We start from the raw sequence: 22,438 nt of genomic DNA, 5'->3' as shown, positions 1-22,438 counted from the left end.
GTCCCGGCCCGGGGCATCCCGTTTTAGAAGTGCGTGCCGCACCAGGACGCGACGCGGGTGGCGAAGAGCCGGTCCGCGGCCACCGCCGCCGCCGGGTCGCGCACCTCGATCCGGCCGGCGTCCGCGAGCGCGGAGGGCCGCCAGGTGCCGAGGTAGGCCATCGCCAGCGTCGTGACGTCCAGGCGCAGCGCGGCGGGCTCGCCGGTGCGTTCGGCGCCATCGGGCGTGATCCGGTAGGCGCCGCTGTTGGCCGGCAGCAGCGGGTCGGTGACCTCGACGACGACCGGGTCGGCGTGGCCGTATTCGCGACCGCGCAACGCCTTCTCGACGTCGACGAGCCGCAGCCAGTGCTCGTCGGCGAACCGGTCGACCGTGCACCGCCGGTGGTCGGCCAGGAGCAGCTCGATGGGCTCGTCCATCGCCCGCTCCTCCGCGACGATCGTGTCGACCAGATCGACACCCAGCAGGAACCGCCACAGCCCGGCGAACGCGGCCGGCGTGCCGGCGAACATGTCCACCAGCTCCAGCTGCTTGGTCCACGGGTAGGTGTGCTGACCGCTGACGTGGTAGGTCGCGTAGCCGTCCGGCCCGTCGGCGCCGTGGTGCACGAGCGCCTTCAGCGTCGGGTGGTCCTTCCGGGCGTGGTTCCCGTAGAGCCGCCACAGCACCTCGGGCCGGGTCATCATCCCGGGCCGGTGCCCGATCCGCTCGTAGACATCGGGCAGGACCTTCAGGGCCCGCTCCAGCTCCAGCAGCTCCACCTCGCCGTCCAGGGGGACGTCGGGGCGCAGCCGCGCGCGGTGCCGGTCGACGCTGTAGGTGCGGCACCGCGTGGCCAGGCCGTAGCCGAACCGCCCGTAGATCGAAGCCTCCGACGCGAGCAGGTTCGAGAACACCGCCCCGCGGGCCTTGAAGTCCTCCAGCTGAGCGGTCATCAACGCGCGCAGGACACCACGGCGGGTCCGGTCGGCGCGGACACCGACGCCGGTCACCCCGACCGTCGGCAGCCGCGCGCCGCCGGGCACCGTCAGCTCGGCGTCGAAGGAGCGGGCGGTGCCGATGAGCTCCGGGTCGAACGCGCCGACGGCCCAACCGGCCTGGTACACACCCGCGAAACGTTCCCACTCGGCGTCGTCGCTCGGCCGGGCGTGCACGGTGGTGCGGAACAGGTCGCTCGCGGCGCGGTGCTCGTCGGTACGCAGCGTCCGGATCTCGAAGTCGCTCATACCTCGGATCATCTCCGGAAACGCCGAGATCCGGCCACCGGATATCCCCGGCGACCGGATCTCGCGGTGAGCTACTTGGCCGCGGGCGGGGAAACCTCGTAGTTCCCGCCGTCACCCTTCACCGTGATCGGGATCTGCTGCGGCTTGCCCGCGATGGTCGCGGTGCACTCGAACTTCGCACCGTCCTCGACCTTCTGCTCGGCCGGGCAGGTGACGCTGGTGACGCCCTCGATCTTGTAGGTCTCGGTCAGCAGCTTCTGCACGTCGGTCTGCATCTGTGTGTTGTTGAAGACCTGCGTCTTGAAGAACCCGGGCGTCACGAAGCCGAGGACGCCGACCACGGCGACGACCACGACCACCACGATGACGCCGATCAGCAGGCCCTTCTTGGACTTCGCCGGCTTCTCCCCCTCCGGGGCGCCGACGCCGGGGAACTGCTGCTGCTGGCCGTAGTCGTACTGGCCCTGCGGCGGCTGCTGCCCGTACTGCGGCTGCTGCTGGGGACCGCTCTGCGGATATCCGCCACCCGGCTGCTGCCCGTACTGGGGCTGCTGCTGCGGGCCGCTCTGCGGGTAGCCACCACCGGGCTGCTGCCCGTAGGGCGGCGGTTGCTGACCCCACTGCGGCTGCTGCGGCGGGGTGTACCCGCCGGGCTGCTGCCCGTACTGCGGCTGTTGCGGCTGGCCCCACTGCTGTTGCTGCTGGTTCGGGTCGTACGAAGGCGGCTGCTGCTGACCCCACTGCGGCTGTTCCTGCGGGCCGCTGGGCGGATACGCGCCGCCCGGCTGCTGCCCGTACTGGGGCTGCTGTGGGTCGTTGCCGCCATACGGCGTGCTCATCGTCTGCCTCCGCCTGCTTCGATCATGTCGCTTTCCACCCCGAAACCGCCGTCAAGCCGCGTACGCACGGTGTCGAGGCGATCCAACCACAGGTCGGACCCGAGCACACGTGTCCACGCGCTCTGCCTCCACCGTCTGGAGCAGGCCTAACAGAGAGTTCACGCCGCACCCGCGGCCACCACCCCACGCCGCAGCGCCTTGACCGCCTCCGCGGCCGTCGCCCCCACCGGGTCGGCCTTGCCCAGCACGTCCCGGATCTGGTCGAGCAGGTCGATCACCTGACGCGACCAGCGCACGAAGTCACCCGCCGACAGCTCCTGGCCGTTGGCCTCCGCCGCGGTGAGCACCTTCTCCAGCGACTCGCCGCGCGCCCACCGGTAGACCGGCCAGGCGAACCCGGCGTCGGGCTCGCGGGTGCGGTCGAGCCGGTGACGCCGCTCGTCCTCGGTCAGCTCCACCCACAACCGCGCGGTCTCCTGCCACGCCTCCGGCACCGCACCACCGGGCAGCCGGGGCTCACCCGCGGTGTCGCGCCGCGCCTCGAAGACCAGCGTCGAGACGACGGCCGCGAGCTCGGCCGGCCCCAGCCCCTCCCACACGCCGTGGCGGATGCACTCCGCGGCCAGCAGATCCGACTCGCTGTAGAGCCGGGTCAGCCGCCGGCCGTGCTCGGTGACGCGGTCCTCGCCGTCACCGGCCGACTCGGGCCCGAGGTAGCCGCGCTCGCCCAGCAGCGCCAGGATCCGGTCGAACGCGCGCGCCAGCGAGTGCGTCGTCGCCGCGACTTTCCGTTCCAGCTGCTGGGTTTCCGCGGCGAGCCGCTGGTAGCGCTCGACCCAGCGCAGGTTGGCCTCCCGCTCCGCCAGACCGTGGCACGGGTGCGCCCGCAAGGCCCGCCGCAGCGCGGCGAGCTCGCCGTCCTCGTTCGCCCCCGAGCGCCGCTTCTGCCGACCGGGCAACGAGATCCCGGCGTTGCGCAACGTCGAAGCGATGTCCCGGCGGGTCTTCGGCGACCGCAGCTCGATGTGCTTGGGCAGCTTGATCCGGCCCAGCGCCTCCACCGGCGCCGGGAAGTCGGCCACCGACAGCGGTCCGGACCACCGGTCCTCGGTCACGACCACCGGACGCGGCTCGCGGATCGGGTCCAGCCCCGGGTCGACGACCACGGCGAGCCCGGCCCGGCGACCCGCCGGCACGGCGATCACATCACCCTTGCGGAGCTTCTCCAGCGACTCGGCGGTGCCGGCCCGGCGCACCGCGGTGTTCTGCCGCGACAACGCCTTCTCCCGCGTCGAGATCTTCGCGCGCAGCTCGACGTACTCCAGCATCTCCTCGAAGTCACCCGTCACCGCGGACGCGTACCCCTTGAGCGCTTCCTTGTTCCGCTCGATCCGGCGCGCGGTGCCGACCACCGACCGGTCCGCCTGGAACTGCGCGAACGACTGTTCCAGCAGCTCACGAGCCTGCGCGGCGCCGACCTGGGCCACCAGGTTGACCGCCATGTTGTACCCCGGCCGGAACGACGACCGCAGCGGGTACGTCCGCGTCGACGCCAGCCCCGCGACCTGCTTCGGGTCGACCCCGGGCTGCCACGCGACGACCGCGTGCCCCTCGACGTCGATGCCCCGCCGGCCCGCCCGCCCGGTGAGCTGCGTGTACTCTCCCGGCGTCAGGTCGACGTGCGCTTCGCCGTTGTACTTGACCAGGCGCTCGAGGACCACCGTGCGCGCCGGCATGTTGATGCCGAGCGCGAGGGTCTCGGTCGCGAACACGACCTTCACCAGCCCCCGGACGAACAGCTCCTCGACCGTCTCCTTGAACGCCGGCAACAGCCCGGCGTGGTGCCCGGCGATGCCGCGTTCGAGCGCCTCACGCCACTCCCAGTAGCCGAGCACGCCGAGGTCGCCCTCCGGCAGGTCGGCCGTGCGCTCCTCGATGACCCGGCGGATCTCCTCGACCTCACCGGGACCGTTGAGCCGCAGCCCCGACCGCACGCACTGGCCCACCGCGGCGTCACAGCCCGCGCGGGAGAAGATGAACACGATCGCCGGCAGCAACCCGGCCCGGTCGAGCTGCTCGACGACCTCGACCCGCGACGGCGGCCGGAACCGCGGCATCCGGGGCGCGCCCCGGCGGCCCCGCGGGCTCCGGAAACCCGCGGGCGCGTACTGCCGGCCGATCTCCTCGGTGCGGCGCAGCAGGGTCGGGTTGATCCGCAGCTCGGCGCCCGGCGCGTGCACGTCCTCGCCGGCGAACAGGTCGAGCAGCCGGTTCCCGACCAGCATGTGCTGCCACAGCGGCACGGGCCGGTGCTCGTCGACGACGACCGTGGTGTCGCCGCGGACCTCCACGAGCCACTCGCCGAACTCCTCGGCGTTGCTCACGGTGGCCGAGAGCCCGACCACGCGGACGTGCTCGGGCAGGTGCAGGATCACCTCTTCCCAGACCGCGCCGCGGAACCGGTCGGCGAGGTAGTGGACCTCGTCCATCACGACGTACCCGAGGTCGGTGATCGTCGAGGACCCGGCGTAGAGCATGTTGCGCAGCACCTCGGTGGTCATCACGACCACCTGGGCGTTGCCGTTGATCGAGGTGTCCCCGGTGAGCAGGCCGACGGCGTCGGCGCCGTAGCGGGCCACGAGGTCGCCGTACTTCTGGTTCGACAACGCCTTGATGGGCGTGGTGTAGAAGCACTTGCGGCCTTCGGCCAGCGCCAGGTGCACGGCGAACTCGCCGACGACGGTCTTGCCGGCCCCGGTCGGGGCGCAGACGAGCACGCCGTGACCGCCTTCGAGGGCCTCGCACCCGCGGAGCTGGAACTCGTCGAACTCGAAGGACGCCTCCGCGGCGAAGCGGGTCAGCTGGGGGTACTTCCCACGGCGCGAGGAGGCCGCATAGGCCTCGGCCGGGGAGGGAGAAGGGCTACTGGCCACCTCGTCAGGGTTCCACATGCCCCCGACAGTTCGCACGCGGCGTGACCGTCCCCGCAGTTTCGGGATCTTGTGTCCCGGCGTGATGATCATCACGCTCGGCCGCAGTATAGGTCGTTATACACCGGGAACCGGTTCCGGGGTGGCGGCGTCGGAGGGGCATGACCGGACCGTGTCCGCAGTGCGGGCAGCTCGACCAGGTGCAGCACGTGCCGGCGGTGTACCACGGCGGGCACGCGTTCTACCGGGGTCAGGGGCCGATGGTGGCGGTGCCGGCCGGGGACGCGGTGGTGTACACGCGCAGTCAGGTGAGCGGGGTTTCGGTGACGGCGGTGGCGCGGTCGCTGGACCCCTTCCCTCCCCCGCGCCGCAGCGGCGGCCTGCTGGCGGCGGTGATCGCGCTGGCGCTGGTGGGGAGCTGTTTCCTGGCGCTGCCGCTGTCGTCGTTCGACGACCCGCCGCCCGGTGGCGCGGCGTCGCAGGCACTGGGGATCGCGTTGATCTCGTTGCCGTCGCTGTGCGTCTACGTCGCCGCGGGTGTGCTGGTCTGGCTGTACGTCCGGCGGGTGCGGGCGCACCGCCGCCAGCGCCGAGGGGTCCCGGCTGCGCAGCAGGTGTGGGAGCAGGGCTGGTTCTGCCACCGCTGCGGCGGCGTGTACTTCACCGACGCGGGCCGCTTGCTGACGCCGGCGCACTTCCGGCAGCTGGTCGCGCGGGCGGGTGGCTACGAGCGTTAGGCGAGGACGGTCAGCACGCCCGGAACTCCGGCGGGCCTCGGCGCCGCCAGGTCGCCGCCCGCTGCGAGCGGCGCTGAACGCCCCCGAGCGTCAGGCCAGGACGGTCAGCGCGCCCGGAACGCACTCGACGGTCACCGGCACCGCCCCCTGCGGCTCGCCGTCGGCGTACGCGGGCCAGCTGTTGCCCGTCAGCGACACCGAGCGGGCCCGGAGCGTCCGGACCGCCGGGTGCGTCAGGTGCTTGCCGGTGCGCAGTCCGGGGAGCATGCGGATCAGGCCGCGGCGGGTCATCTCCCCCACCACCGTCACGTCGAAGACGCCGTCCTCGGGGTCGGCCGTCGGGCAGACCGGGACGCCGCCGCCGTAGAAGCGGGTGTTGCCGATCGCCACCAGGGTTGCCGTCAGCTCCAGGCGCTCGGCGCCGGTGTCGACCACCACCGGGCGCGGGCGGAACGCCGCCAGCTCCGCGAGGATCGCCGCGTCGTAGCGGCGCGGGCCGGACGGCCAGCGCATCCGGTTGGCGCGTTCGTTGACGCTCGCGTCGAACCCCGCGCACAGCACCGTCGCGAACCACGTCTCGCCGGTGCGGCCGAGGTCGATGCGCCGCCGGGCGCCGGACCGCAAGGCCGCCACCAGCGCGTCGACCGCCGGGAGCGGCTCGCCGGGCACGCCGAGGGCGCGGGCGAAGTCGTTGCCCGTGCCCGCCGGCACCAGGCCCAGCGCGACGTCGTGGTTGGCGCAGAACTGGACGCCCTGGTGGGCGGCGCCGTCGCCGCCGAGGACGATCAGGACGTCGAGACCCGCGTCGTGGGAGGTCCGCATCAGCTCGCGGGACTCCTCGACCGTGTTCGCGACCAGGACGTCGAGGCGGTCGACCGCGGTGCGGAGCCGCTCGGCGACCGTGTCGGCGATGCGGGCCGCCGCGCCGTGGCCCGACGCCGGGTGCACGGCGAGCGCGGCGTGGATCCCCACTACGTGATGTCGTCGGTGCCGGACGAGCGGCCACCGGACGCGGTCGGGGTGGACGGCTCGTCGTCGATCGTGCTCGGCGTGTAGTTGAACGGCGCCGCTTCGTCGTCGTCCAGCTTGTCCCAGCCCTCGTCCTCGGCCAGGCGGCCCTTCTTGCGGTCGTGCAGGCGGGCGAGCTGGATGGCGACCTCGAACAGCACGGTCAACGCGCCGGCCAGGCCCAGCATCGAGAACGGGTCCGAGCCCGGCGTGGCGAAGGCGGCGAAGACGAACAGCGCGAACACGATGCCGCGCCGCCACTTCTTCAGCTGCCGGTACTTGACCACGCCGACGCGGTTGAGCATCACCACCAGCAGCGGGAGCTCGAAACTGACGCCGAAGATCACCAGCAGCGACATGATGAACGAGATGTACTTGTCCGCGGTCAGCGCCGTGACGAACTGGTCCTGACCGAAGCTGGTCAGCAGCGCCAGGGCGTGCGGGACGAGCAGGTAGGCGAGCACCGCGCCGGCGGCGAACAGCACCGAAGCGAAGCTGACGAACGTCAGCGCGTACTTGCGCTCCTTGGAGTACAGACCCGGCGCGATGAACGCCCAGATCTGGTACAGCCAGGCCGGGGACAGCAGGACCGCGCCCGCGGCCACACCGACCTGCAACCGGATCATGAACGACTCGAACGGCACCGTCTGCAGCAACCGGCAGCCGTCGATGCCGGCGAGCCGCTGCTGCGAGGGGATCTGGCAGTACGGCCCGATCATGATGTCACCGAGCGACGGGATCGGCCCGAGCTTCGTCTCGAACCAGAAGAAGCCGAAGATGCCGCCGATCACGATGGCGAGCAGCGCGTAGCCGAGCCGGCGGCGGAACTCGTAGATGTGCTCGATGAGCGTCATCGTGCCGTCGGGGTTCATGCGACGGCTGCGCTTGCGCCGCTTCGACCGGCGGCTGGCACCGTTTCCGGAGGCGGGTTCCGCCACGGGATGTTCCGTTCTCGTCGGTGTCCGGCGGAGCGCGCCGGGCTCGGCGCGCTCCGTGGACCAGGGACCGGGTGCGAGCTAGCCGCTCAGCTGGCGTTCTTCTGCGGCTGGTCGGCCGCTTGCTGCTTCTTCAGCTCGTCGAGCTGCCGCTGCAGGTCCGCGACCTGCTGGTCGGTGGCCGGCGCCGCGGCGGGCTTCGGCGTGATCTGCTTCGTCTCGGCGTCCACGGCGTCTTCCGCGGCGGGCTTGTTCTCCCCCGCGAGGTCCTTGGTCTCGGCCTTGAAGATCTTCATGGACTTGCCGATCGACCGGGCCGCGTCGGGAAGCCGCTTGGCCCCGAACAGCAGGACGACGAGAAGAACCAGGATGATCAAATGCCATCCTTGCAAACCGTTGGCGAACAAGATGGCCTCCTATCTGCGTCTCGTAGCGATGTTACTGGTTTTCCGGCTTCCGGCGGCGCTGCGCGAACGCGACGCGCAGCGCGGCCGACCGAGCGCGGAGCAACCCCGCCCGGTCCTGGGTGTTCGTAGCCACCATGCTTGCGGTCTGCCGGAAACCACGCAAGACCCGAGTGGTCCGCACCAGCAAGATGGCGAGCAGCACCAGCCCGGCGGCGAGGAGGACGATGGTGGGCAAATACGGCACGCGCTCAGCCTAGTGGTCGCAGGTTGACGGAAGGTGACGGGCTCGGGCCACCGCGTCGGCGGCTCGGCGGCCGACGTCGGCCGCGAGGTCCGCCGGGCTCTCGACCAGCGCTTCTCCGCCCAGCCCCAGCACGAGCCGCACCATCCACGACTGGTCGGCGTAGCGCATCCGGATCCGGAGCCGGCCGCCGTCGAGCTCGTCGAGCTCCTCGCACGGGTAGTACTCGGCTACCCAGCGTGCGTCCGGGTCGAGCACCAGCACGGCCTCCCGCTGGTCGGGACGTTCCCGGAAGACGCCATCGGAAATGTCGGTGGGGTGGGCGTGCGCGGGTGGCCGCGACGGCTCGTCGAGCACGGTCAGCTCGTCGATCCGGTCGAGCCGGAAGAGCCGGACGCCCTCGGCGCGGCGGCACCAGGCCTCGAGGTAGCCGACCGCCTGGACGATCAGCAGCCGCATCGGGTCGACCGTGCGCTCGGTGACCTGGTCCTTCGACGCCGTGTAGTAGCGGATCCGCAGTGCCCGCCCGTCCTGCAGGGCCTGGGCGACCTCGGCCCGGGTCCGCGCGGTCTTCTTGCCCTCGCGCACCCCGCCGCCGACGACCACCCCGGCCGGCTGGGCCTGCCCGGCGGCGGATTCGATCTTGGCGATCGAGCGGCGGACGGCGTCGCCGTCGACCACGCCCGGCGTCTCGGCCAGCGCCCGCAGCGCGACGAGCAGCGCGGTCGCCTCGCCGCCGGTGAGCCGCAGCGGGCGGCTCATCCCGGCGTCGTGGGTGACGACGATCGTGTCGCCCTCGAAGGACAGGTCGATCAGGTCGCCGGGCCCGTAGCCGGGCAGCCCGCACATCCACAGCAGCTCGAGGTCCTTGCGCAGCTGCTTGGGCGAGACGTCGAAGTCGTGCGCCGCGTCGTCGACGCGGACGCCCGGGCGCGCCAGCAGGTAGGGCACCAGCGCGAGCAGTCTCGGCATCCGGTCGGTCGACCCGCTCACCGGCTGCTCCCCTGCCGGGCCACGACGGCTTCGAGCCGGTCCTGGACGGTCTTGGCCAGCACGTCGGGTTCGAGCACGACGACGTCCGGGCCCTGCGCGGTGATCCAGTCGGCCGCCGACTCCGGGAAGTAGAGGCCGATCTCGACGAGGTCGCCTTCTTCGCCGTCGATCGTGGACCGGCCGAGGACGGTGCCGCGGCGGCGGACACCGGCGGCCCGGCCGTCGGCGACCCACAGCCGGGCGGTGGTCACCGGCGCCGGCTCGGACTCCCCCGTCACCGACACGAGCTTGAGCAGGTTGACGCCTTCGGGCCGCTGGACCGCGCCGGGCTTGCCGACCGGGCGGACCTGGCCGGTGACGCGGGAGAGGCGGAAGCAGCGGGTGGCGCCGCGGTCGCGGTCGTGCCCGACGACGTACCAGCGGGCCCGCCACGACACCACGCCCCACGGCTCCAGGGTGCGCATGATGCGTTCCGGCGAGCCGCTGCGGCGGTACTCGAAGCGCACGGCCTGGCCGTTCTGCACCGCGGCCAGCAGCGGCCCGAACGCCGGTTCGGCGCGCACCCGCGGCTCGACGACGGTCGGCGCCTGGTCGTCGACCTCCAGGCCGGCGGCACGCAGCTTCACCAGCGCGCCCTGGGCCTGCCCGGTCAGCTCCGGCGAGTCCCACAGCCGCGAGGCGAGCGCGACCGCGGCGGCTTCGTCGGGCGCGAGGTCGATCTCGCCGAGCTCGTAGTCGCGGCGGGCGATGCGGTAGCCCTCGATCGCGTCGAAGGCGGAGTTGCGGCCGGTTTCCAGGGGGATGCCGAGCTCGCGCAGCTCGGTCTTGTCCCGCTCGAACATCCGGAAGTAGGCCTCGTCGCTGGCCGCGTCGCCGTATCCGGGCACGATGGCGCGAATCCGCTCGGCAGTGAGGTACTGCCGGGTGGACAGGAGGGCCAGCACCAGATTGACCAGCCGTTCGGCGCGTGCGGTGGACACCCGGTAGAGCCTAGCCCGCGCCGCCCGGCCCGATCGTGAGGTCCGGGGTGCGCGCGTCGTAATCGGCCCGCGCGGCGTCGACGGAGTCGAAGTTGGCCTCGGCCCAGTCCTTCACCCCGGCCATCAGCGCACGCAGGCTTTCCCCCAGTGGCGTAAGGGAATAGTCGACGCGGACGGGCACCGCCGCGGTCACCTCGCGGTGGATCAGGCCGTCGCGTTCCAGTACCCGCAGGGTCTGGGTGAGCATCTTCTGGCTGACCCCGGCGACGCGTCGCGAAAGGTCGCTGTAGCGCCGCGGGCCGTCACCGAGCGCGACGAGGATCAGGCTGACCCACTTGCCGGCGATCTCGTCGAGGAGCTTCCGGGTGGGGCAGGCGGCGAGATAGGCGTCGTAGGGCTCCGGTTCCGCCATGACCACCTCCCCTGCCGTGCTTCCCGTTGGAGAGTAGCTCCCCGCGCGTGCGTGGGGAATCCTGCCTAGCCTGGGTGGCATGGATGATCGCGTTCTCCTCGTCACCGGTGCTTCCCGCGGCCTCGGCGCCGCCACCGCGCGCCTCGCCGCCGCGTCCGGGTTCAAGGTCGCCCTCGTCGCCCGCAAGGCCGATTCCGTCGCGGCGCTGGCCGCCGAGCTGGGCGAAGACCGGGCCCTCGCGCTCGGCGCCGACGTCGGCGACTGGCCGGGCATCTCCGGCGCCGTCGACCGGGCCGTCGAGCGGTTCGGCCGGCTCGACGCGGCCTTCGCCAACGCCGGGATCGGCGTCGGCACGTCGTTCTTCGGCGACGACGACCCCGACCCGCGGGCGTGGGAGGAGATGGTCCGCACGAACGTCCTCGGCGCGGCCTTCACCGCCCGCGCCGCGCTGCCCGCGCTGCGGGAGTCGGGCGGGCACCTGCTGCTCACCGGTTCGGTCGCGGGCCGCTACATCCGCAACGCGAGCCTGTACTCGGTGACGAAGTGGGCGGTCACCGGAATGGCCGGGGCGATCCGCGAGGAGGCCGTCGGCACCGGCGTGCGCGTCACCCTGATCAACCCCGGCATCACCGACACCGACATCCTCACCGACGAACAGCGCAAGAAGCCCCACCTGCACGCCGACGACATCGCCCGCGCGGTGCTCTACGCCCTCTCGCAGCCGCCTTCGGTGGACGTCAACGAGATCATGGTCCGCCCGACCGGCCAGGTGCTCTAGCGGCTCAGGCGTGCGACGCGGCCCTGCGCGCCGCTGGCCCAGCACGCCGCGCCGGCGCAGTCGACGGAGTCGAAGCTGCCGGTGTCGAACGACGTCCAGTGCCGGCCGCCGTCCGGGCTGAGGTCGCTGCCGCCGGGGCCGACCGCGAGCACCGTGCCGCCGCGCCAGGCCAGCCCGGAGCGGTAGCCGGCCGGGTACTGCCCCGGGGTGCTCCAGGTGCGGCCCCGGTCCCGGCTCAGCGCGACGGCCGGGCCGGGCGCCGTCGGGTTCGCGTAGTCACCGCCGATGGCGACGCCCTGGTGCGGGGTGCGGAACGCGACCGCGAACACGCCGGCCGACGGGCTGCTCGGCAACGGCGTGGCCGACGCGCTCCAGTGCCGGCCGCCGTCGCCGGAGTGCAGGACGCGGGCGGTCGCGCCGCCGCCGGTGGCGAGCCAGGCGTCGAACGGACCCGAGGTGGTGATGCACTGCCCGCTGGCCGCGAAGCCGGCCTCACCGGGCAGGGCGGGCGGGAAGCCGCTGTCGGGCACCGGCCGCCAGCTGCGGCCGCCGTCGAAGGTGGCCTGGACGCGGAACTTCCCGTCGACCGGGTCGCTCATCGCGAGGCCGCGCCACGGGTCGAAGAACGCCAGGCAGTCGTAGAACGCGGCCGCGTCGGTGTTCTGGAACGTCTGGCGCCAGTGCCGGCCGCCGTCCTCGGTCCGGTACACGCGCGAGTCGGTGCCGGGGCCGATCGAGAGGGTCACGGCGTGGTCGGCGTCGAACGCCTCGATGTCGCGCAGTTCCAGCGTCTCCGCGCCGGGCGGGCCGACGGCCTGCCAGCTCGCCCCGCCGTCGGTGGTGCGCAGAACCGTGCCCTGGGTGCCGCTGACCCACGCCACCCGCGAGCTGACCGCGGACAGGCCGCGGAACTGCGCGGTCACGCCAGTCGGCTTGAGGTCCCACTGAGCCAGGCGCTCTCCCGCCGACGCCGGAACCGCGACCGCAACCAGCAGGGCGAGCACGAGCAGCACGACACGCATGCGGGAGATCCTGCCGCACCCGCCCGGCGACTTTCGTAGGGAACACCGGGCGGGCGGGGCCGGACTAGAGCGAGCTGATCAGCCGTTCCACGCGCTCGTCGACCGAGCGGAACGGGTCCTTGCACAGCACGGTGCGCTGGGCCTGGTCGTTGAGCTTCAGGTGCACCCAGTCGACGGTGAAGTCGCGCCCGGCGGCCTGGGCCGCGGCGATGAAGTCGCCGCGCAGCTTCGCCCGGGTCGTCTGCGGCGGGGTGTCCTTGGCCGCCTCGATCTCGCCGTCGTCGGTGACCCGGCGGACCAGGCCCTTGCGCTGGAGCAGGTCGAAGATGCCCCGGCCGCGGCGGATGTCGTGGTAGGCGAGGTCGAGCTGCGCGATGCGCGGGCTGGAGAGGTCCAGGTCGTGCTTGTGCCGGTAGCGCTCGACCAGCCGGTGCTTGATCGCCCAGTCGATCTCGGTGTCGATCTTGCTGAAGTCCTGCTGCTCGACCGCCTCCAGGGCCCGGCCCCACAGCTCGATGACCCGCTCGTTCGCCGGGGTCGTGCCGTTGTCCTTGACGTGCTGGACCGCGCGGGCGTGGTACTCGCGCTGGATGTCGAGCGCCGAGGCCTCGCGCCCGCCGGCGAGCCGGACCTGGCGGCGGCCGGTGAGGTCGTGGCTGATCTCGCGGATCGCCCGGATCGGGTTGTCCAGGGTGAAGTCGCGGAACTGGACGCCGGCCTCGATCATCTCGAGCACCAGGTTCGCCGTGCCGACCTTGAGCATCGTCGTCGGCTCGGCCATGTTCGAGTCGCCGACGATGACGTGCAGCCGCCGGTAGCGCTCGGCGTCGGCGTGCGGCTCGTCGCGGGTGTTGATGATCGGCCGGGACCGGGTGGTCGCGCTGGAGACGCCCTCCCAGATGTGTTCCGCCCGCTGGGACAGGCAGTAGACCGCGCCCCGCGGGGTCTGCAGCACCTTGCCGGCGCCGCAGATGAGCTGCCGGGTGACCAGGAACGGCAGGAGCACGTCGGCGATGCGGGAGAACTCACCCGCGCGGGTCACCAGGTAGTTCTCGTGGCAGCCGTAGGAGTTGCCCGCCGAGTCGGTGTTGTTCTTGAACAGGAAGATGTCGCCGCCGATGCCCTCGTCGGCCAGCCGCCGCTCCGCGTCGACGAGCAGGTCCTCGAGGATCCGCTCCCCGGCCTTGTCGTGCGTGACGAGCTGGACCAGGTCGTCGCACTCGGCCGTCGCGTACTCGGGGTGCGAGCCGACGTCGAGGTAGAGCCGGGAGCCGTTCGACAGGAACACGTTGGAGGAGCGTCCCCAGGACACGACTCGCCGGAAGAGGTAGCGCGCCACCTCGTCGGGCGAGAGCCTGCGCTGTCCGTGGAAGGTGCACGTGACCCCGAACTCGGTCTCGATGCCAAAGATCCGCCGCTGCATCCCCCCAGAGTAGGCGCTGCACCCCCTCCGACGGTGCGCCGTTCGGGCGTCGACACGCCCCCGGTCTGCCACAGACGGTGAAAACTCCCCGATTCAGGCACGATTGGAGCACTGCTCTTGACGACACGGGGAAGGCGACTCCTTGACACACCAGCTCATCCAGGCCTTCCGGCGGGTGGGCCGCACCGACCGCGCCCTGATGCGCCGCAGTGCCGCCCTCCCGGCCACGAGAGCCGACGACGCGCTGATGGCGCTCTCCAGATCGGCGAACAAGTCCCGCCTCTGGTGGGGCGTGGCCGCGGTGCTCGCCGCGCAGCAAGGCGCGACCCGCCGCGGGGCACTGCGCGGGGTCGTCGCCATCGCCGGGGCCAGCGCGGCGGCCAACCTGATCGGCAAGCCGCTGTTCCCGCGCCGCCGTCCCGCCGAAGAAGAGGTGCCGATGCACCGCCGCCTGCGGAAACGGCCGACGTCCTCGTCGTTCCCGTCGGGACACTCGGCGTCCGCGGCCGCCTTCGCGACGGCGGTCACGATGGAGTCGCCCCGGGCCGGGCTCGCGGTGATCCCGGTGGCGCTGGCCGTCGCCTACTCGCGCGTCCACACGGGTGTGCACTGGCCTTCGGACGTCGGCGTCGGGCTGGGCATCGGCGTCGGCGTTGGCCTGGCGACGCGGCACTGGTGGCCCCTGCACGACGACGTCCCGGCCCGCACCGCCCACGACGCGGAAGCCCCCGAGATGGTCGACGGCGACGACATGCTCGTGCTGGTCAACCCGAACTCCGGGGTCGACGGCCATGACCCGACCGAAGACGCGCGGCACGCCTGGCCGAAGGCCGAGATCATCAACCCGGACCCGGGTCAGGACCTGCACGCCCAGCTCGAAGCCGAGATCGACAGCCGGGGCACGGTCCGCGCGCTCGGCGTCGCGGGCGGTGACGGGACGGTCGCCGCGGTCGCGTCGGTCGCCGCCGAACGCGGCCTGCCGCTGGCGCTGATCCCGGCCGGCACGCTCAACCACTTCGCCCGCGACGTCGGCGTCCGCTCGATGCCCGACGCCGACGCGGCGACCGAGGTCGGCAACGCCGTGGGCATCGACCTGGGCGAGGTCGAGGTCGAAGGCGGCGACGGCGAAGCCCACCGCTGGTTCGTCAACACCGCGAGCCTCGGCGGGTACCCGGAGATGGTGCGGCTGCGCGAAAAGCTGCAGGAGAAGCACCCCAAGTGGCCCTCGGCGGCGATCGCGCTGGCCCGCACGCTGCGGCACGCCAAGCCGCTCACCGTCCGGCTCAACGGCAAGCGCACCCAGGTGTGGCTGCTGTTCGTCGGCAACGGCACGTACGCGCCGAAGGGCTTCGCGCCCAGCCGGCGGCCGGCGCTCGACACCGGCCTGCTCGACGTCCGTTACCTGCGGGCCGACCTGCCGTACTCGCGGGCCCGGTTCCTGCTGGCGATGATCACCCGGACCCTGGCGGCCAGCCACGTCTACCAGGAGCTGGACGTGTCCGAGCTGGACGTCGAGCTGCTGGACGGGCACCGGCGGGTCGCCACCGACGGCGAGGTCGGGCCGCTGGGCAACCGGTTCCGCTTCCGGTCCCGGCCCAGCGCGCTCACCATCTACCGCCTTTAACAACTCTTTACGTTTTCTCAACGAACCCACAGCGTCCCCTGGCTAGCGTCTTGATCGAGATGCGGGCGAGCATGCCCGCGGCCAGGGGACGAGCGGGGATTCGATGGATGGGCACGGCCTGGCGACCGATCCGGTGCTGCCCGGCGACATCACCGCGCGCGCCCGTGACCTCGGTCCGCTCGAGTCGCCGCTGATCTGGCTGGCCTTCGCCTCGGCCGCGGTGGCGGTGCTCGCCGTCGTGATCGCTCTGGCGCACCGGCGGCGGGTGCGCCGCTGGGGCTTCACCGCGTTCGGCGTCCTCCTGCTGCTCGCCGCGGTCACCGCGGTGAACAGCTACGTCGGGTACGTGCGCACGTCCGACGACCTGGCCCGGCTGCTGCAGCGCGGCCCGGGGGTGGTCAACCTGGCCGGCCGCCTGCTCGACGACGGCAAGGAAGCACCGAGTGCGCCCCAGGCCGGCGCGGGCAAGGCGGCCGCCGGCCAGCGCATCGACGTGCTGAACCTGCCCGACCCGGCCCACGGCGTCCCGTCGGGCAGCAACTACGTCGTCCTGCCGCCGGGGTACGCGGCCGACACGGCCCGCCGCTACCCGGTCGTCTACCTGATCCACGGCTACCCGTTCGGCGGCCCCCGCGACTGGCTGACCTCGGGCGACGCGCCGGGCACACTGCTGGCCCTGCAGCAGGCCGGCGTCATCGCGCCGATGATCGTGGTCAGCGTCGACCTCACGGCAGGCAACCCCGCGACGGACTGGGAATGCCTCGACGTCCCGGGCGGCCCGCAGCTGGAGACGTACCTGGCCCGCACGGTGGTCCCGGCGATCGACCAGCACTACCGCACGGTGGCCGACCGCGCCCACCGAGCCCTGGGCGGCATGTCCGGCGGCGGCTTCGGCGCGCTGAACATCGGCCTGCACCACGTCGACGAGTTCGCCACCCTGCTGATCGCGTTGCCGTATGACGACCTCAACGACTCGGTGGGCGTGCTGAACGGCAACCGGGCAGCGATCGCCGCCAACACCCCACGCCGCTACCTGCCGACGATGAGCTTCCCGGCGCCGATCTCGGTGATGCTGGCGGTGGGCACGGGCGCGCCCACCGACGTCACGACGGCCCACCGGATCGCGGACGCGCTGCGGGCGCGGGGGCAGGAAGCGGTCGTGCACGCCGAGCGCGGGTTCAACCACACGTGGCACACCGCCCGCGCGACCCTGCCCTACCTGCTGGCGTTCGCCGACCAGAACTTCCGGGCGGCGCCGGCGACGTCGTGAAATCCGGGTCGTGAAATCCGGTTGAGGCGTCCGAGACCCTGGGACATGGACCTCGTGACGCACTACTCGACCGGCCCCGCCGAAGAAGCCCGCCTGGCTCGCACCCCGCACGGCAGGCTGGAGTTCCTGCGCACCCGGGAACTGCTGCGGCGGTTCCTGCCCGAACGCGCCCGGATCCTCGACGTCGGCGGCGGCACCGGCGTCCACGCGGCCTGGCTGGCCACCGACGGCCATCGGGTGCACCTGGTGGACGTCGTGCCCGCCCACGTCGCCGAAGCGGCGGCCCTGCCCGGCGTCACGGCCGAAGCCGGGGACGCCCGGGACCTCGCCGCCGGCGACGCGAGCCAGGACGTGGTCCTGCTCCTGGGCCCGCTGTACCACCTCGTCGAACCGGCGGCGGGCTCCTCGCGGCCGCGGGCATCAGCCGCTACTTGTCCTTGCTGGAGGCCGGCGCCGCGGGCACCTTGACGGCCGAGCGCGCCGAACCGGTCCGCGCGGTCGTCGAGACCGGCGCGTATGACGGTCACGTCGGCTTCGTCGCCACGCACTGGCACACGGCGGCCGAGCTACGCGACGAAGCGACCGCTGCGGGCTTCACCGGCACAGCCGTCTTCGGGGTCGAAGGACCTTCCTGGCCCGCCCTGGACGAAGCCGGCCTACCGGAGTTCCCCCACCGCGTCGAAGCCGCGGTGCGGGCGGCGCGGCTCGTCGAACAAGACCCGCTGCTCCTCCACGCCAGTGCGCACCTGCTCGCCTTCGCCCGGCGGCCGGCATGACGAAGGCGGGGGACGCGACCCGCGCCCCCCGCCTTCGGAAAATCCCTACTCGCCTTCCGGCTTGCTCTCCGGCTCCTCGCCCGCCGGGTCCGGCACCGGCAGCAGCGCGTCCAGCGCCGTGCCCGTCAGGCGGCGGAACGACCGGCGCGGGCGGTCGCGGTCCAGGACCGCCACCTCCAGCTTGATCGGGTCGGCCTCACCGTTGCCGTTGCCCGAAGCGTTCCCCGACGACGAAGTGCCCGCGGCGGACGAAGCCGACGAGGACGCCGACGGCTGGCTCGGTGCCCGCAACGCCGCCACCGCCACCCCGAGGGCCGCCTGGAGGTCCAGGCCGTCCTCGAACGTCTCCTTCAGCTTCGCCGCGATCTTCTCGTTCTGGCCGCCCATCACGATGTACTGCGGCTCGTCGAAGATCGAGCCGTCGTAGGTCAGGCGGTACAGCTGGTCCTCCGCCGCGCTGACCCCCACCTCGGCCACGCAGACCTCGACCTCGAACGGCTTCAGCTGCTCGGTGAAGATGCTGCCCAGCGTCGCCGCGTAGGCGTTCGCCAGCGCCCGGGCGCTCACGTCACGCCGGTCGTACTGGTAGCCCTTGAGATCCGCGTGCCGGATGCCCGCCACGCGCAGGTTCTCGAACTCGCTGTAGCGCCCGACCGCCGCGAACCCGATCCGGTCGTAGATCTCGGACACCTTGTGCAGCGTCGCCGACGGGTTCTCCGCCACGAACAGCACGCCGCCCGCGTACTTCAGCACCACCACGCTCCGGCCGCGCGCGATGCCCTTGCGCGCCAGCTCGGAACGCTCCCGCATCAGCTGCTCGGGAGAGGCATACAACGGCATCGTCACGGTGTGCGCTCCAGGTCTTCCGGTGTTCCAACGTTCACTGGTTCAGCCCCGCGTCAGGAGAGCCGGCTCTGCTGGCGCTCGATGCGCCCGGCCACCACGGCTTCCGCGACGGCCGCGGTCTCCGCCTCCGACAGCTGGACGGCCCCACGCTCGGCGGTGATCGTCACGACGCTCGGGAAGATCCGCCGCACCAGGTCCGGCCCGCCCGACGCGGTGTCGTCGTCGGCCGCGTCGTAGAGCGCCTCCACCGCGACGCGCACCGCGCCCTCGACGTCGGCGTCCGGGTCGTGCAGCTTCTTCAACGCGGATTTCGCGAACAGCGAACCCGAGCCGATGCCCGCGTAGCCGCCGTTTTCCTCGTACCGCCCGCCCGCGGCGTCGTACGACACGATCCGCCCGGCGTGCTTGGCGTCCTCGGCCTCCAGGTCGTACCCCACGAACAACGGGATCGCCGCCAGCCCGGCCATCGCCATCTCGAGGTTCGCCTTGACCATCCCGGCGAGCTTGTTCGTCTTGCCGTCCAGCGACAGCGAAACGCCTTCGATCTTCTCGTAGTGCGCCAGCTCCACCGCGTACAGCCGCACCATCTCCACGGCCAGCCCCGCCGTGCCCGCGATGCCCACCGCCGAATACTCGTCGGTGACGTGCACCTTCTCGATGTCGCGGCTCGCGATCAGGTTCCCCGACGTCGCCCGCCGGTCACCCGCGATCAGCACACCGCCGGCGAACGTGCAGGCCACGATCGTCGTGCCGTGCGGCACGCCCAGCTCGGCCGCGCCACCCGCCACCCGCCGCTCCGGAAGCAGCTCCGGCGCCTGCACCCGCAAGAAGTCCGAAAACGACGACGTCGCCGACGAGAAGTACGCGGCCGGCAGCGCGGGACCCGAGATGCCCCTGGTGTTGTCCATACGTGCTCAAAAATCCCATCTGTGCGGGCCGGTTTTGTGGGGACCGGAACTCCGCGTGCGGCGACCCGTCACGCGGAGCCCGGGCCGCCGGCTGAACGGTCGGCAAGGGCGCGAAGCCCCGAGCGGCTACTCGCCGCCCTTCTGCACGTAGGCCCGGACGAAGTCCTCGGCGTTCTCCTCCAGCACGTCGTCGATCTCGTCGAGGATCGTGTCGACGTCCTCGCCGAGCTTTTCGCGCCGCTCCTGACCCGCCGCGCCGGTGTCGTCGAACTCCTCGTCGGAGTCACCACCGCCGTGCTTTTCGATCTTTTCCTGGGCCATCTCGCCTCCCGGTGTGGCTGATGTTTCCTAGCCTACCCAGCGGCCCCGACATTCGGGGCAACGCCGCGATCGCTGGTGCGTCACGCCTAGTCCGAACCGGTGAGCGCCTCCACGAGGTCCTCCGCCGTCGCCGACTCGTCCAGCAGCTTGCCGACGTGCGCCTTCGTCCCCCGCAACGGCTCCAGGGTCGGGATCCGCACCAAGGACTCCTTGCCCACGTCGAAGATGACCGAATCCCACGAAGCCGCCGCGATCGAGGTCGCGTACTTCTCCAGCGCCCGGCCGCGGAAGTAGGCCCGCGTGTCCGACGGCGGCGTCGTCACCGCGGCCAGCACCTCTTCCTCGGTCACCAGCCGCTTCATCGACCCGCGCGTGACCAGCCGGTTGTACAGGCCCTTCGCCAGCCGCACGTCCGAGTACTGCAGGTCGACCAAGCGCAGCCGCGGCGCGCCCCAGGCCAGCTGGTCCCGCTGCCGGTAGCCCTCCAGCAGACGCAGCTTCGCCGGCCAGTCCAGCCGGTCCGCGCACTCCGCCGGGTCGCGCGCCAGCGCGTCCAGCACCTCGCCCCAGACCCGCAGGACCTCCTTCGCCGCCTGGTCCGCGCCCGTGCGCTCCAGGTTCTGCGAAGCGATCTCGTGGTAGGCGAACTGCAGGTCCAGCCCGGTGTACTTCTTCCCGTTCGCCAGCGCCACCTGCGTCTTCAGCGTCGGGTCGTGGCTGATCTGGTGGACCGCCTTCACCGGCTCGTCCAGCTTCAGGTCGTCGAAGCGGATGCCGGACTCGATCAGGTCCAGCACCAGCGCCGTCGTCCCGACCTTCAGGTACGTCGAGTACTCCGACATGTTCGCGTCACCGATGATGACGTGCAGCCGCCGGTACTTGTCCGCGTCGGCGTGCGGCTCGTCGCGGGTGTTGATGATCCCGCGCTTGAGCGTGGTCTCCAGGCCGACCTCGACCTCGATGTAGTCCGCGCGCTGCGAGAGCTGGAACCCGGCCTCTTCGCTCTGCTGGCCGATCCCCACCCGGCCCGAGCCGGTCACCACCTGCCGCGACACGAAGAACGGCGTCAGCCCCGCGATGATCGCGGTGAACGGCGTCGAGCGCGCGCACAGGTAGTTCTCGTGCGTGCCGTAGCTCGCGCCCTTGCCGTCGACGTTGTTCTTGTACAGCTGGAGCTGCGGCTGGCCGGGCACGGACGCCGCCTTCAGCGCGGCCTCCTCCATCACCCGCTCGCCGGCCTTGTCCCAGATGACCGCGTCGCGCGCGTTCGTCACCTCGGGCGCCGAGTACTCCGGGTGCGCGTGGTCGACGTACAACCGCGCGCCGTTGGTCAGGATGACGTTCGCCGCCCCCAGGTCCTCGACGTCCGGGTCGTGCCCCGGCCCGCCGGGACCGGTGAGGTCGAAGCCGCGCGCGTCCCGCAACGGCGATTCCACCTCGTAGTCCCACCGCGCCCGCCGGGCACGCGGGATGTCGGCCGCCGCCGCGTAGGCCAGGACGACCTGGGTCGAGGTCAGTACCGGGTTCGCCGTCGCGTCGCCCGGCACGGAGATGCCGTACTCGACTTCGGTTCCCATGATCCGCCGCATGTCCACCACCCTACGGGGTCGTGATGGTGGAACGATGCACCCATGCCAGGCAGTGACGAACTCGTTGCGCTCTATGACCAGGCCGGCTCGGTGGTCGGCACGACCACCCGCGCCCGCGTCCGCGAAGACGCGCTGTGGCACGCCGCCGGGGTCGTGCTGGTCCGTTCGGGTGACGGCAGCGCCGTCTACGTGCACCTCCGCACCGCGGTGAAGGACGTCTTCCCCTCGACCTGGGACTGCTGGGCCGGCGGCGTGGTCGCCGCCGGCGAGACCCCGGCCGAATGCGCCCGCCGCGAACTGGCCGAAGAGCTCGGCGTCCACGGGGTGGACCCGGTCCCGCTGTTCACCAAGGTGTACGACGACGGCCGCAACCGCTGCCACAACTTCGCCTTCGAGGTCCGCTGGGACGGCCCGATCCACCACCAGGCCGAAGAGATCGTCGAAGGCCGCTGGCTACCGCTGGAAGAGCTGCGTGCCTGGGTCGAGGACCCGGCGCCGGAGCTGCCGTTCATCCCCGACGGCCGCGAAGGCGTCCAGGAATGGTTTCGCCGCTACGGCTGAGCCGTCAGCTTCGCCGTCATCGCCGGCAGAAGGCGCTTCGCGGCGTCCACGGCCCGCGTCTCGGTGCTCGCCGAGACCGTCAGCTCGGACACGAGCGTCCCCTTGGCCAGCAGCACCGTGCAGGTCTTGCCGTCACTCCAGGCCTGCTGCCGCTCGACCCCGGGCTGGACGGGGACGCTCACCGTCTTGCCCGCGCACTCGTTCTCCGCCACGGCCTGGGCGGCCGAGCGGTCCGGGAACACCACGACGCGGTGGCTCAGCGCCGACCCGCTGGGATAGCGCCAGGTCACGGTCCGGCTGCCCGCCGACGGCCCGTCCGCCAGGCAGCCCGCGACCTCGTTCGAGGCCGGCTGCACACCTTCCTCCGCGACGTCCGCATCGGACAGCAGCGCGGGCTCCGCGAGCAGACCGGGATCGGGTTCCGGCGGTGTGACCGGTTCGGCCTTCGCCGGACTCACCGGCGCCTCGGTCGTGACCGGCGCCGACGTCGGCGCCGGATCGTCGTAGTACGTCTCGAGGTTGTTCGGATCGGGCCCTTCGCAGGCCGTCAGGCCCACCAGCGCGACCGCCGCCAAGGCGACCACCTGACGATGACGCACCCGGCCTCCTGTC

At 72.2% G+C, this 22,438-nt stretch carries 24 protein-coding genes; 7 read left to right on the top strand and 17 right to left on the bottom strand.

Annotated features, from left to right (window positions below; translation table 11 throughout):
* Nucleotides 1-23: 23 nt before the first annotated feature.
* The 3 genes from M8542_RS05395 to M8542_RS05385 all read right to left on the bottom strand — a co-directional run bounded on the left by M8542_RS05395 (nt 24) and on the right by M8542_RS05385 (nt 5,016).
* A complete protein-coding gene (locus M8542_RS05395) occupies nt 24-1,226 on the bottom strand; it encodes a GNAT family N-acetyltransferase (protein WP_257918867.1) in 1,203 nt (400 codons plus the stop codon).
* Between the two features lie 71 nt (nt 1,227-1,297).
* Complete coding sequence (locus tag M8542_RS05390) at nt 1,298-2,065, bottom strand: DUF4333 domain-containing protein (RefSeq protein ID WP_257918866.1); 768 nt, start codon at nt 2,063-2,065, stop codon at nt 1,298-1,300.
* A 158-nt stretch (nt 2,066-2,223) separates the two neighbouring features.
* Nucleotides 2,224-5,016 (bottom strand): DEAD/DEAH box helicase, encoded by a 2,793-nt coding sequence (locus M8542_RS05385; protein ID WP_276585968.1) that lies wholly within the window; start codon nt 5,014-5,016, stop codon nt 2,224-2,226.
* Between the two features lie 140 nt (nt 5,017-5,156).
* On the opposite strand from M8542_RS05385, the gene M8542_RS05380 reads away from it, so the two are divergent.
* Nucleotides 5,157-5,732: a hypothetical protein gene (locus M8542_RS05380; protein WP_257918865.1), complete on the top strand. Its 576-nt coding sequence runs from the start codon at nt 5,157-5,159 to the stop codon at nt 5,730-5,732.
* A gap of 90 nt (nt 5,733-5,822) precedes the next feature.
* Here the strand turns inward: M8542_RS05380 and M8542_RS05375 are convergent, their stop codons facing one another.
* The 7 genes from M8542_RS05375 to M8542_RS05345 form a co-directional block, all read right to left on the bottom strand.
* Entirely contained in the window at nt 5,823-6,704 is an 882-nt protein-coding gene (locus M8542_RS05375; RefSeq protein ID WP_257918864.1) for a diacylglycerol/lipid kinase family protein, read from the bottom strand.
* Nucleotides 6,704-7,678, bottom strand: a complete 975-nt coding sequence (gene tatC / locus M8542_RS05370; RefSeq protein ID WP_257918863.1) for a twin-arginine translocase subunit TatC — start codon at nt 7,676-7,678, stop codon at nt 6,704-6,706. The genes M8542_RS05375 and tatC overlap by 1 nt, the downstream gene beginning before the upstream one ends.
* Before the next feature lie 86 nt (nt 7,679-7,764).
* A complete protein-coding gene (tatA, locus tag M8542_RS05365) occupies nt 7,765-8,082 on the bottom strand; it encodes a Sec-independent protein translocase subunit TatA (RefSeq protein WP_257918862.1) in 318 nt (105 codons plus the stop codon).
* Between the two features lie 31 nt (nt 8,083-8,113).
* On the bottom strand, nt 8,114-8,326 hold the full coding sequence (locus tag M8542_RS05360) for a bacteriophage holin (RefSeq protein WP_257918861.1): 213 nt from the start codon (nt 8,324-8,326) through the stop codon (nt 8,114-8,116).
* A 9-nt stretch (nt 8,327-8,335) separates the two neighbouring features.
* The gene (locus M8542_RS05355; protein ID WP_257918860.1) at nt 8,336-9,316 is read right to left on the bottom strand and encodes a helix-turn-helix transcriptional regulator; all 981 of its coding nucleotides are present in this window, start codon (nt 9,314-9,316) and stop codon (nt 8,336-8,338) included.
* Nucleotides 9,313-10,296, bottom strand: coding sequence for a helix-turn-helix transcriptional regulator (locus M8542_RS05350; protein ID WP_257918859.1), 984 nt, complete (start codon nt 10,294-10,296; stop codon nt 9,313-9,315). Before M8542_RS05350 ends, M8542_RS05355 begins: the two co-directional genes overlap by 4 nt.
* A gap of 10 nt (nt 10,297-10,306) precedes the next feature.
* Nucleotides 10,307-10,708, bottom strand: a complete 402-nt coding sequence (locus tag M8542_RS05345) for a winged helix-turn-helix transcriptional regulator (RefSeq protein WP_257918858.1) — start codon at nt 10,706-10,708, stop codon at nt 10,307-10,309.
* A gap of 79 nt (nt 10,709-10,787) precedes the next feature.
* Here M8542_RS05345 and M8542_RS05340 point away from each other — a divergent pair, with 79 nt between their 5' ends.
* A complete protein-coding gene (locus tag M8542_RS05340; protein WP_257918857.1) occupies nt 10,788-11,486 on the top strand; it encodes an SDR family oxidoreductase in 699 nt (232 codons plus the stop codon).
* Here the strand turns inward: M8542_RS05340 and M8542_RS05335 are convergent.
* Together M8542_RS05335 and pafA are read right to left on the bottom strand one after the other, a co-directional pair.
* The gene (locus tag M8542_RS05335; RefSeq protein WP_257918856.1) at nt 11,483-12,508 is read right to left on the bottom strand and encodes a WD40/YVTN/BNR-like repeat-containing protein; all 1,026 of its coding nucleotides are present in this window, start codon (nt 12,506-12,508) and stop codon (nt 11,483-11,485) included. The genes M8542_RS05340 and M8542_RS05335 overlap by 4 nt on opposite strands.
* A gap of 64 nt (nt 12,509-12,572) precedes the next feature.
* Entirely contained in the window at nt 12,573-13,931 is a 1,359-nt protein-coding gene (pafA, locus tag M8542_RS05330) for a Pup--protein ligase (RefSeq protein WP_257918855.1), read from the bottom strand.
* A gap of 199 nt (nt 13,932-14,130) precedes the next feature.
* Between pafA and M8542_RS05325 the strand changes: the two genes are divergently transcribed.
* The 4 genes from M8542_RS05325 to M8542_RS05310 all read left to right on the top strand — a co-directional run bounded on the left by M8542_RS05325 (nt 14,131) and on the right by M8542_RS05310 (nt 17,601).
* Nucleotides 14,131-15,555, top strand: a complete 1,425-nt coding sequence (locus M8542_RS05325) for a bifunctional phosphatase PAP2/diacylglycerol kinase family protein (protein ID WP_372508495.1) — start codon at nt 14,131-14,133, stop codon at nt 15,553-15,555.
* 103 nt (nt 15,556-15,658) lie between these two features.
* Nucleotides 15,659-16,825 (top strand): alpha/beta hydrolase, encoded by a 1,167-nt coding sequence (locus M8542_RS05320; protein WP_257918853.1) that lies wholly within the window; start codon nt 15,659-15,661, stop codon nt 16,823-16,825.
* Between the two features lie 45 nt (nt 16,826-16,870).
* Nucleotides 16,871-17,293 carry a class I SAM-dependent methyltransferase gene (locus M8542_RS05315; RefSeq protein WP_257918852.1) on the top strand — a complete coding sequence of 141 codons (423 nt, stop codon included), beginning with the start codon at nt 16,871-16,873 and terminating at the stop codon, nt 17,291-17,293.
* Nucleotides 17,257-17,601, top strand: a complete 345-nt coding sequence (locus tag M8542_RS05310) for a hypothetical protein (protein WP_257918851.1) — start codon at nt 17,257-17,259, stop codon at nt 17,599-17,601. Before M8542_RS05315 ends, M8542_RS05310 begins: the two co-directional genes overlap by 37 nt.
* Nucleotides 17,602-17,646: 45 nt before the next feature.
* Here the strand turns inward: M8542_RS05310 and prcA are convergent, their stop codons facing one another.
* The 4 genes from prcA to dop form a co-directional block, all read right to left on the bottom strand.
* Nucleotides 17,647-18,447, bottom strand: a complete 801-nt coding sequence (prcA, locus tag M8542_RS05305; protein ID WP_257918850.1) for a proteasome subunit alpha — start codon at nt 18,445-18,447, stop codon at nt 17,647-17,649.
* Between the two features lie 53 nt (nt 18,448-18,500).
* A complete protein-coding gene (gene prcB / locus M8542_RS05300; RefSeq protein ID WP_257918849.1) occupies nt 18,501-19,355 on the bottom strand; it encodes a proteasome subunit beta in 855 nt (284 codons plus the stop codon).
* Between the two features lie 126 nt (nt 19,356-19,481).
* The gene (locus M8542_RS05295; RefSeq protein WP_013226725.1) at nt 19,482-19,676 is read right to left on the bottom strand and encodes a ubiquitin-like protein Pup; all 195 of its coding nucleotides are present in this window, start codon (nt 19,674-19,676) and stop codon (nt 19,482-19,484) included.
* An 86-nt stretch (nt 19,677-19,762) separates the two neighbouring features.
* Nucleotides 19,763-21,265 (bottom strand): depupylase/deamidase Dop, encoded by a 1,503-nt coding sequence (gene dop, locus M8542_RS05290; RefSeq protein ID WP_257918848.1) that lies wholly within the window; start codon nt 21,263-21,265, stop codon nt 19,763-19,765.
* A gap of 42 nt (nt 21,266-21,307) precedes the next feature.
* On the opposite strand from dop, the gene M8542_RS05285 reads away from it, so the two are divergent.
* The gene (locus M8542_RS05285) at nt 21,308-21,826 is read left to right on the top strand and encodes an NUDIX domain-containing protein (RefSeq protein WP_257918847.1); all 519 of its coding nucleotides are present in this window, start codon (nt 21,308-21,310) and stop codon (nt 21,824-21,826) included.
* Here the strand turns inward: M8542_RS05285 and M8542_RS05280 are convergent.
* On the bottom strand, nt 21,817-22,410 hold the full coding sequence (locus M8542_RS05280; protein ID WP_372508494.1) for a hypothetical protein: 594 nt from the start codon (nt 22,408-22,410) through the stop codon (nt 21,817-21,819). The two genes, M8542_RS05285 and M8542_RS05280, sit on opposite strands and share 10 nt — an antisense overlap.
* Nucleotides 22,411-22,438: the final 28 nt, after the last annotated feature.

It is taken from the genome of Amycolatopsis iheyensis (genome assembly GCF_024703995.1).
GTDB classification, from domain to species: domain Bacteria; phylum Actinomycetota; class Actinomycetes; order Mycobacteriales; family Pseudonocardiaceae; genus Amycolatopsis; species Amycolatopsis iheyensis.
Note: the sequence above shows the minus strand (reverse complement) of the source record. Positions and strands in the feature narration are given on the sequence as shown.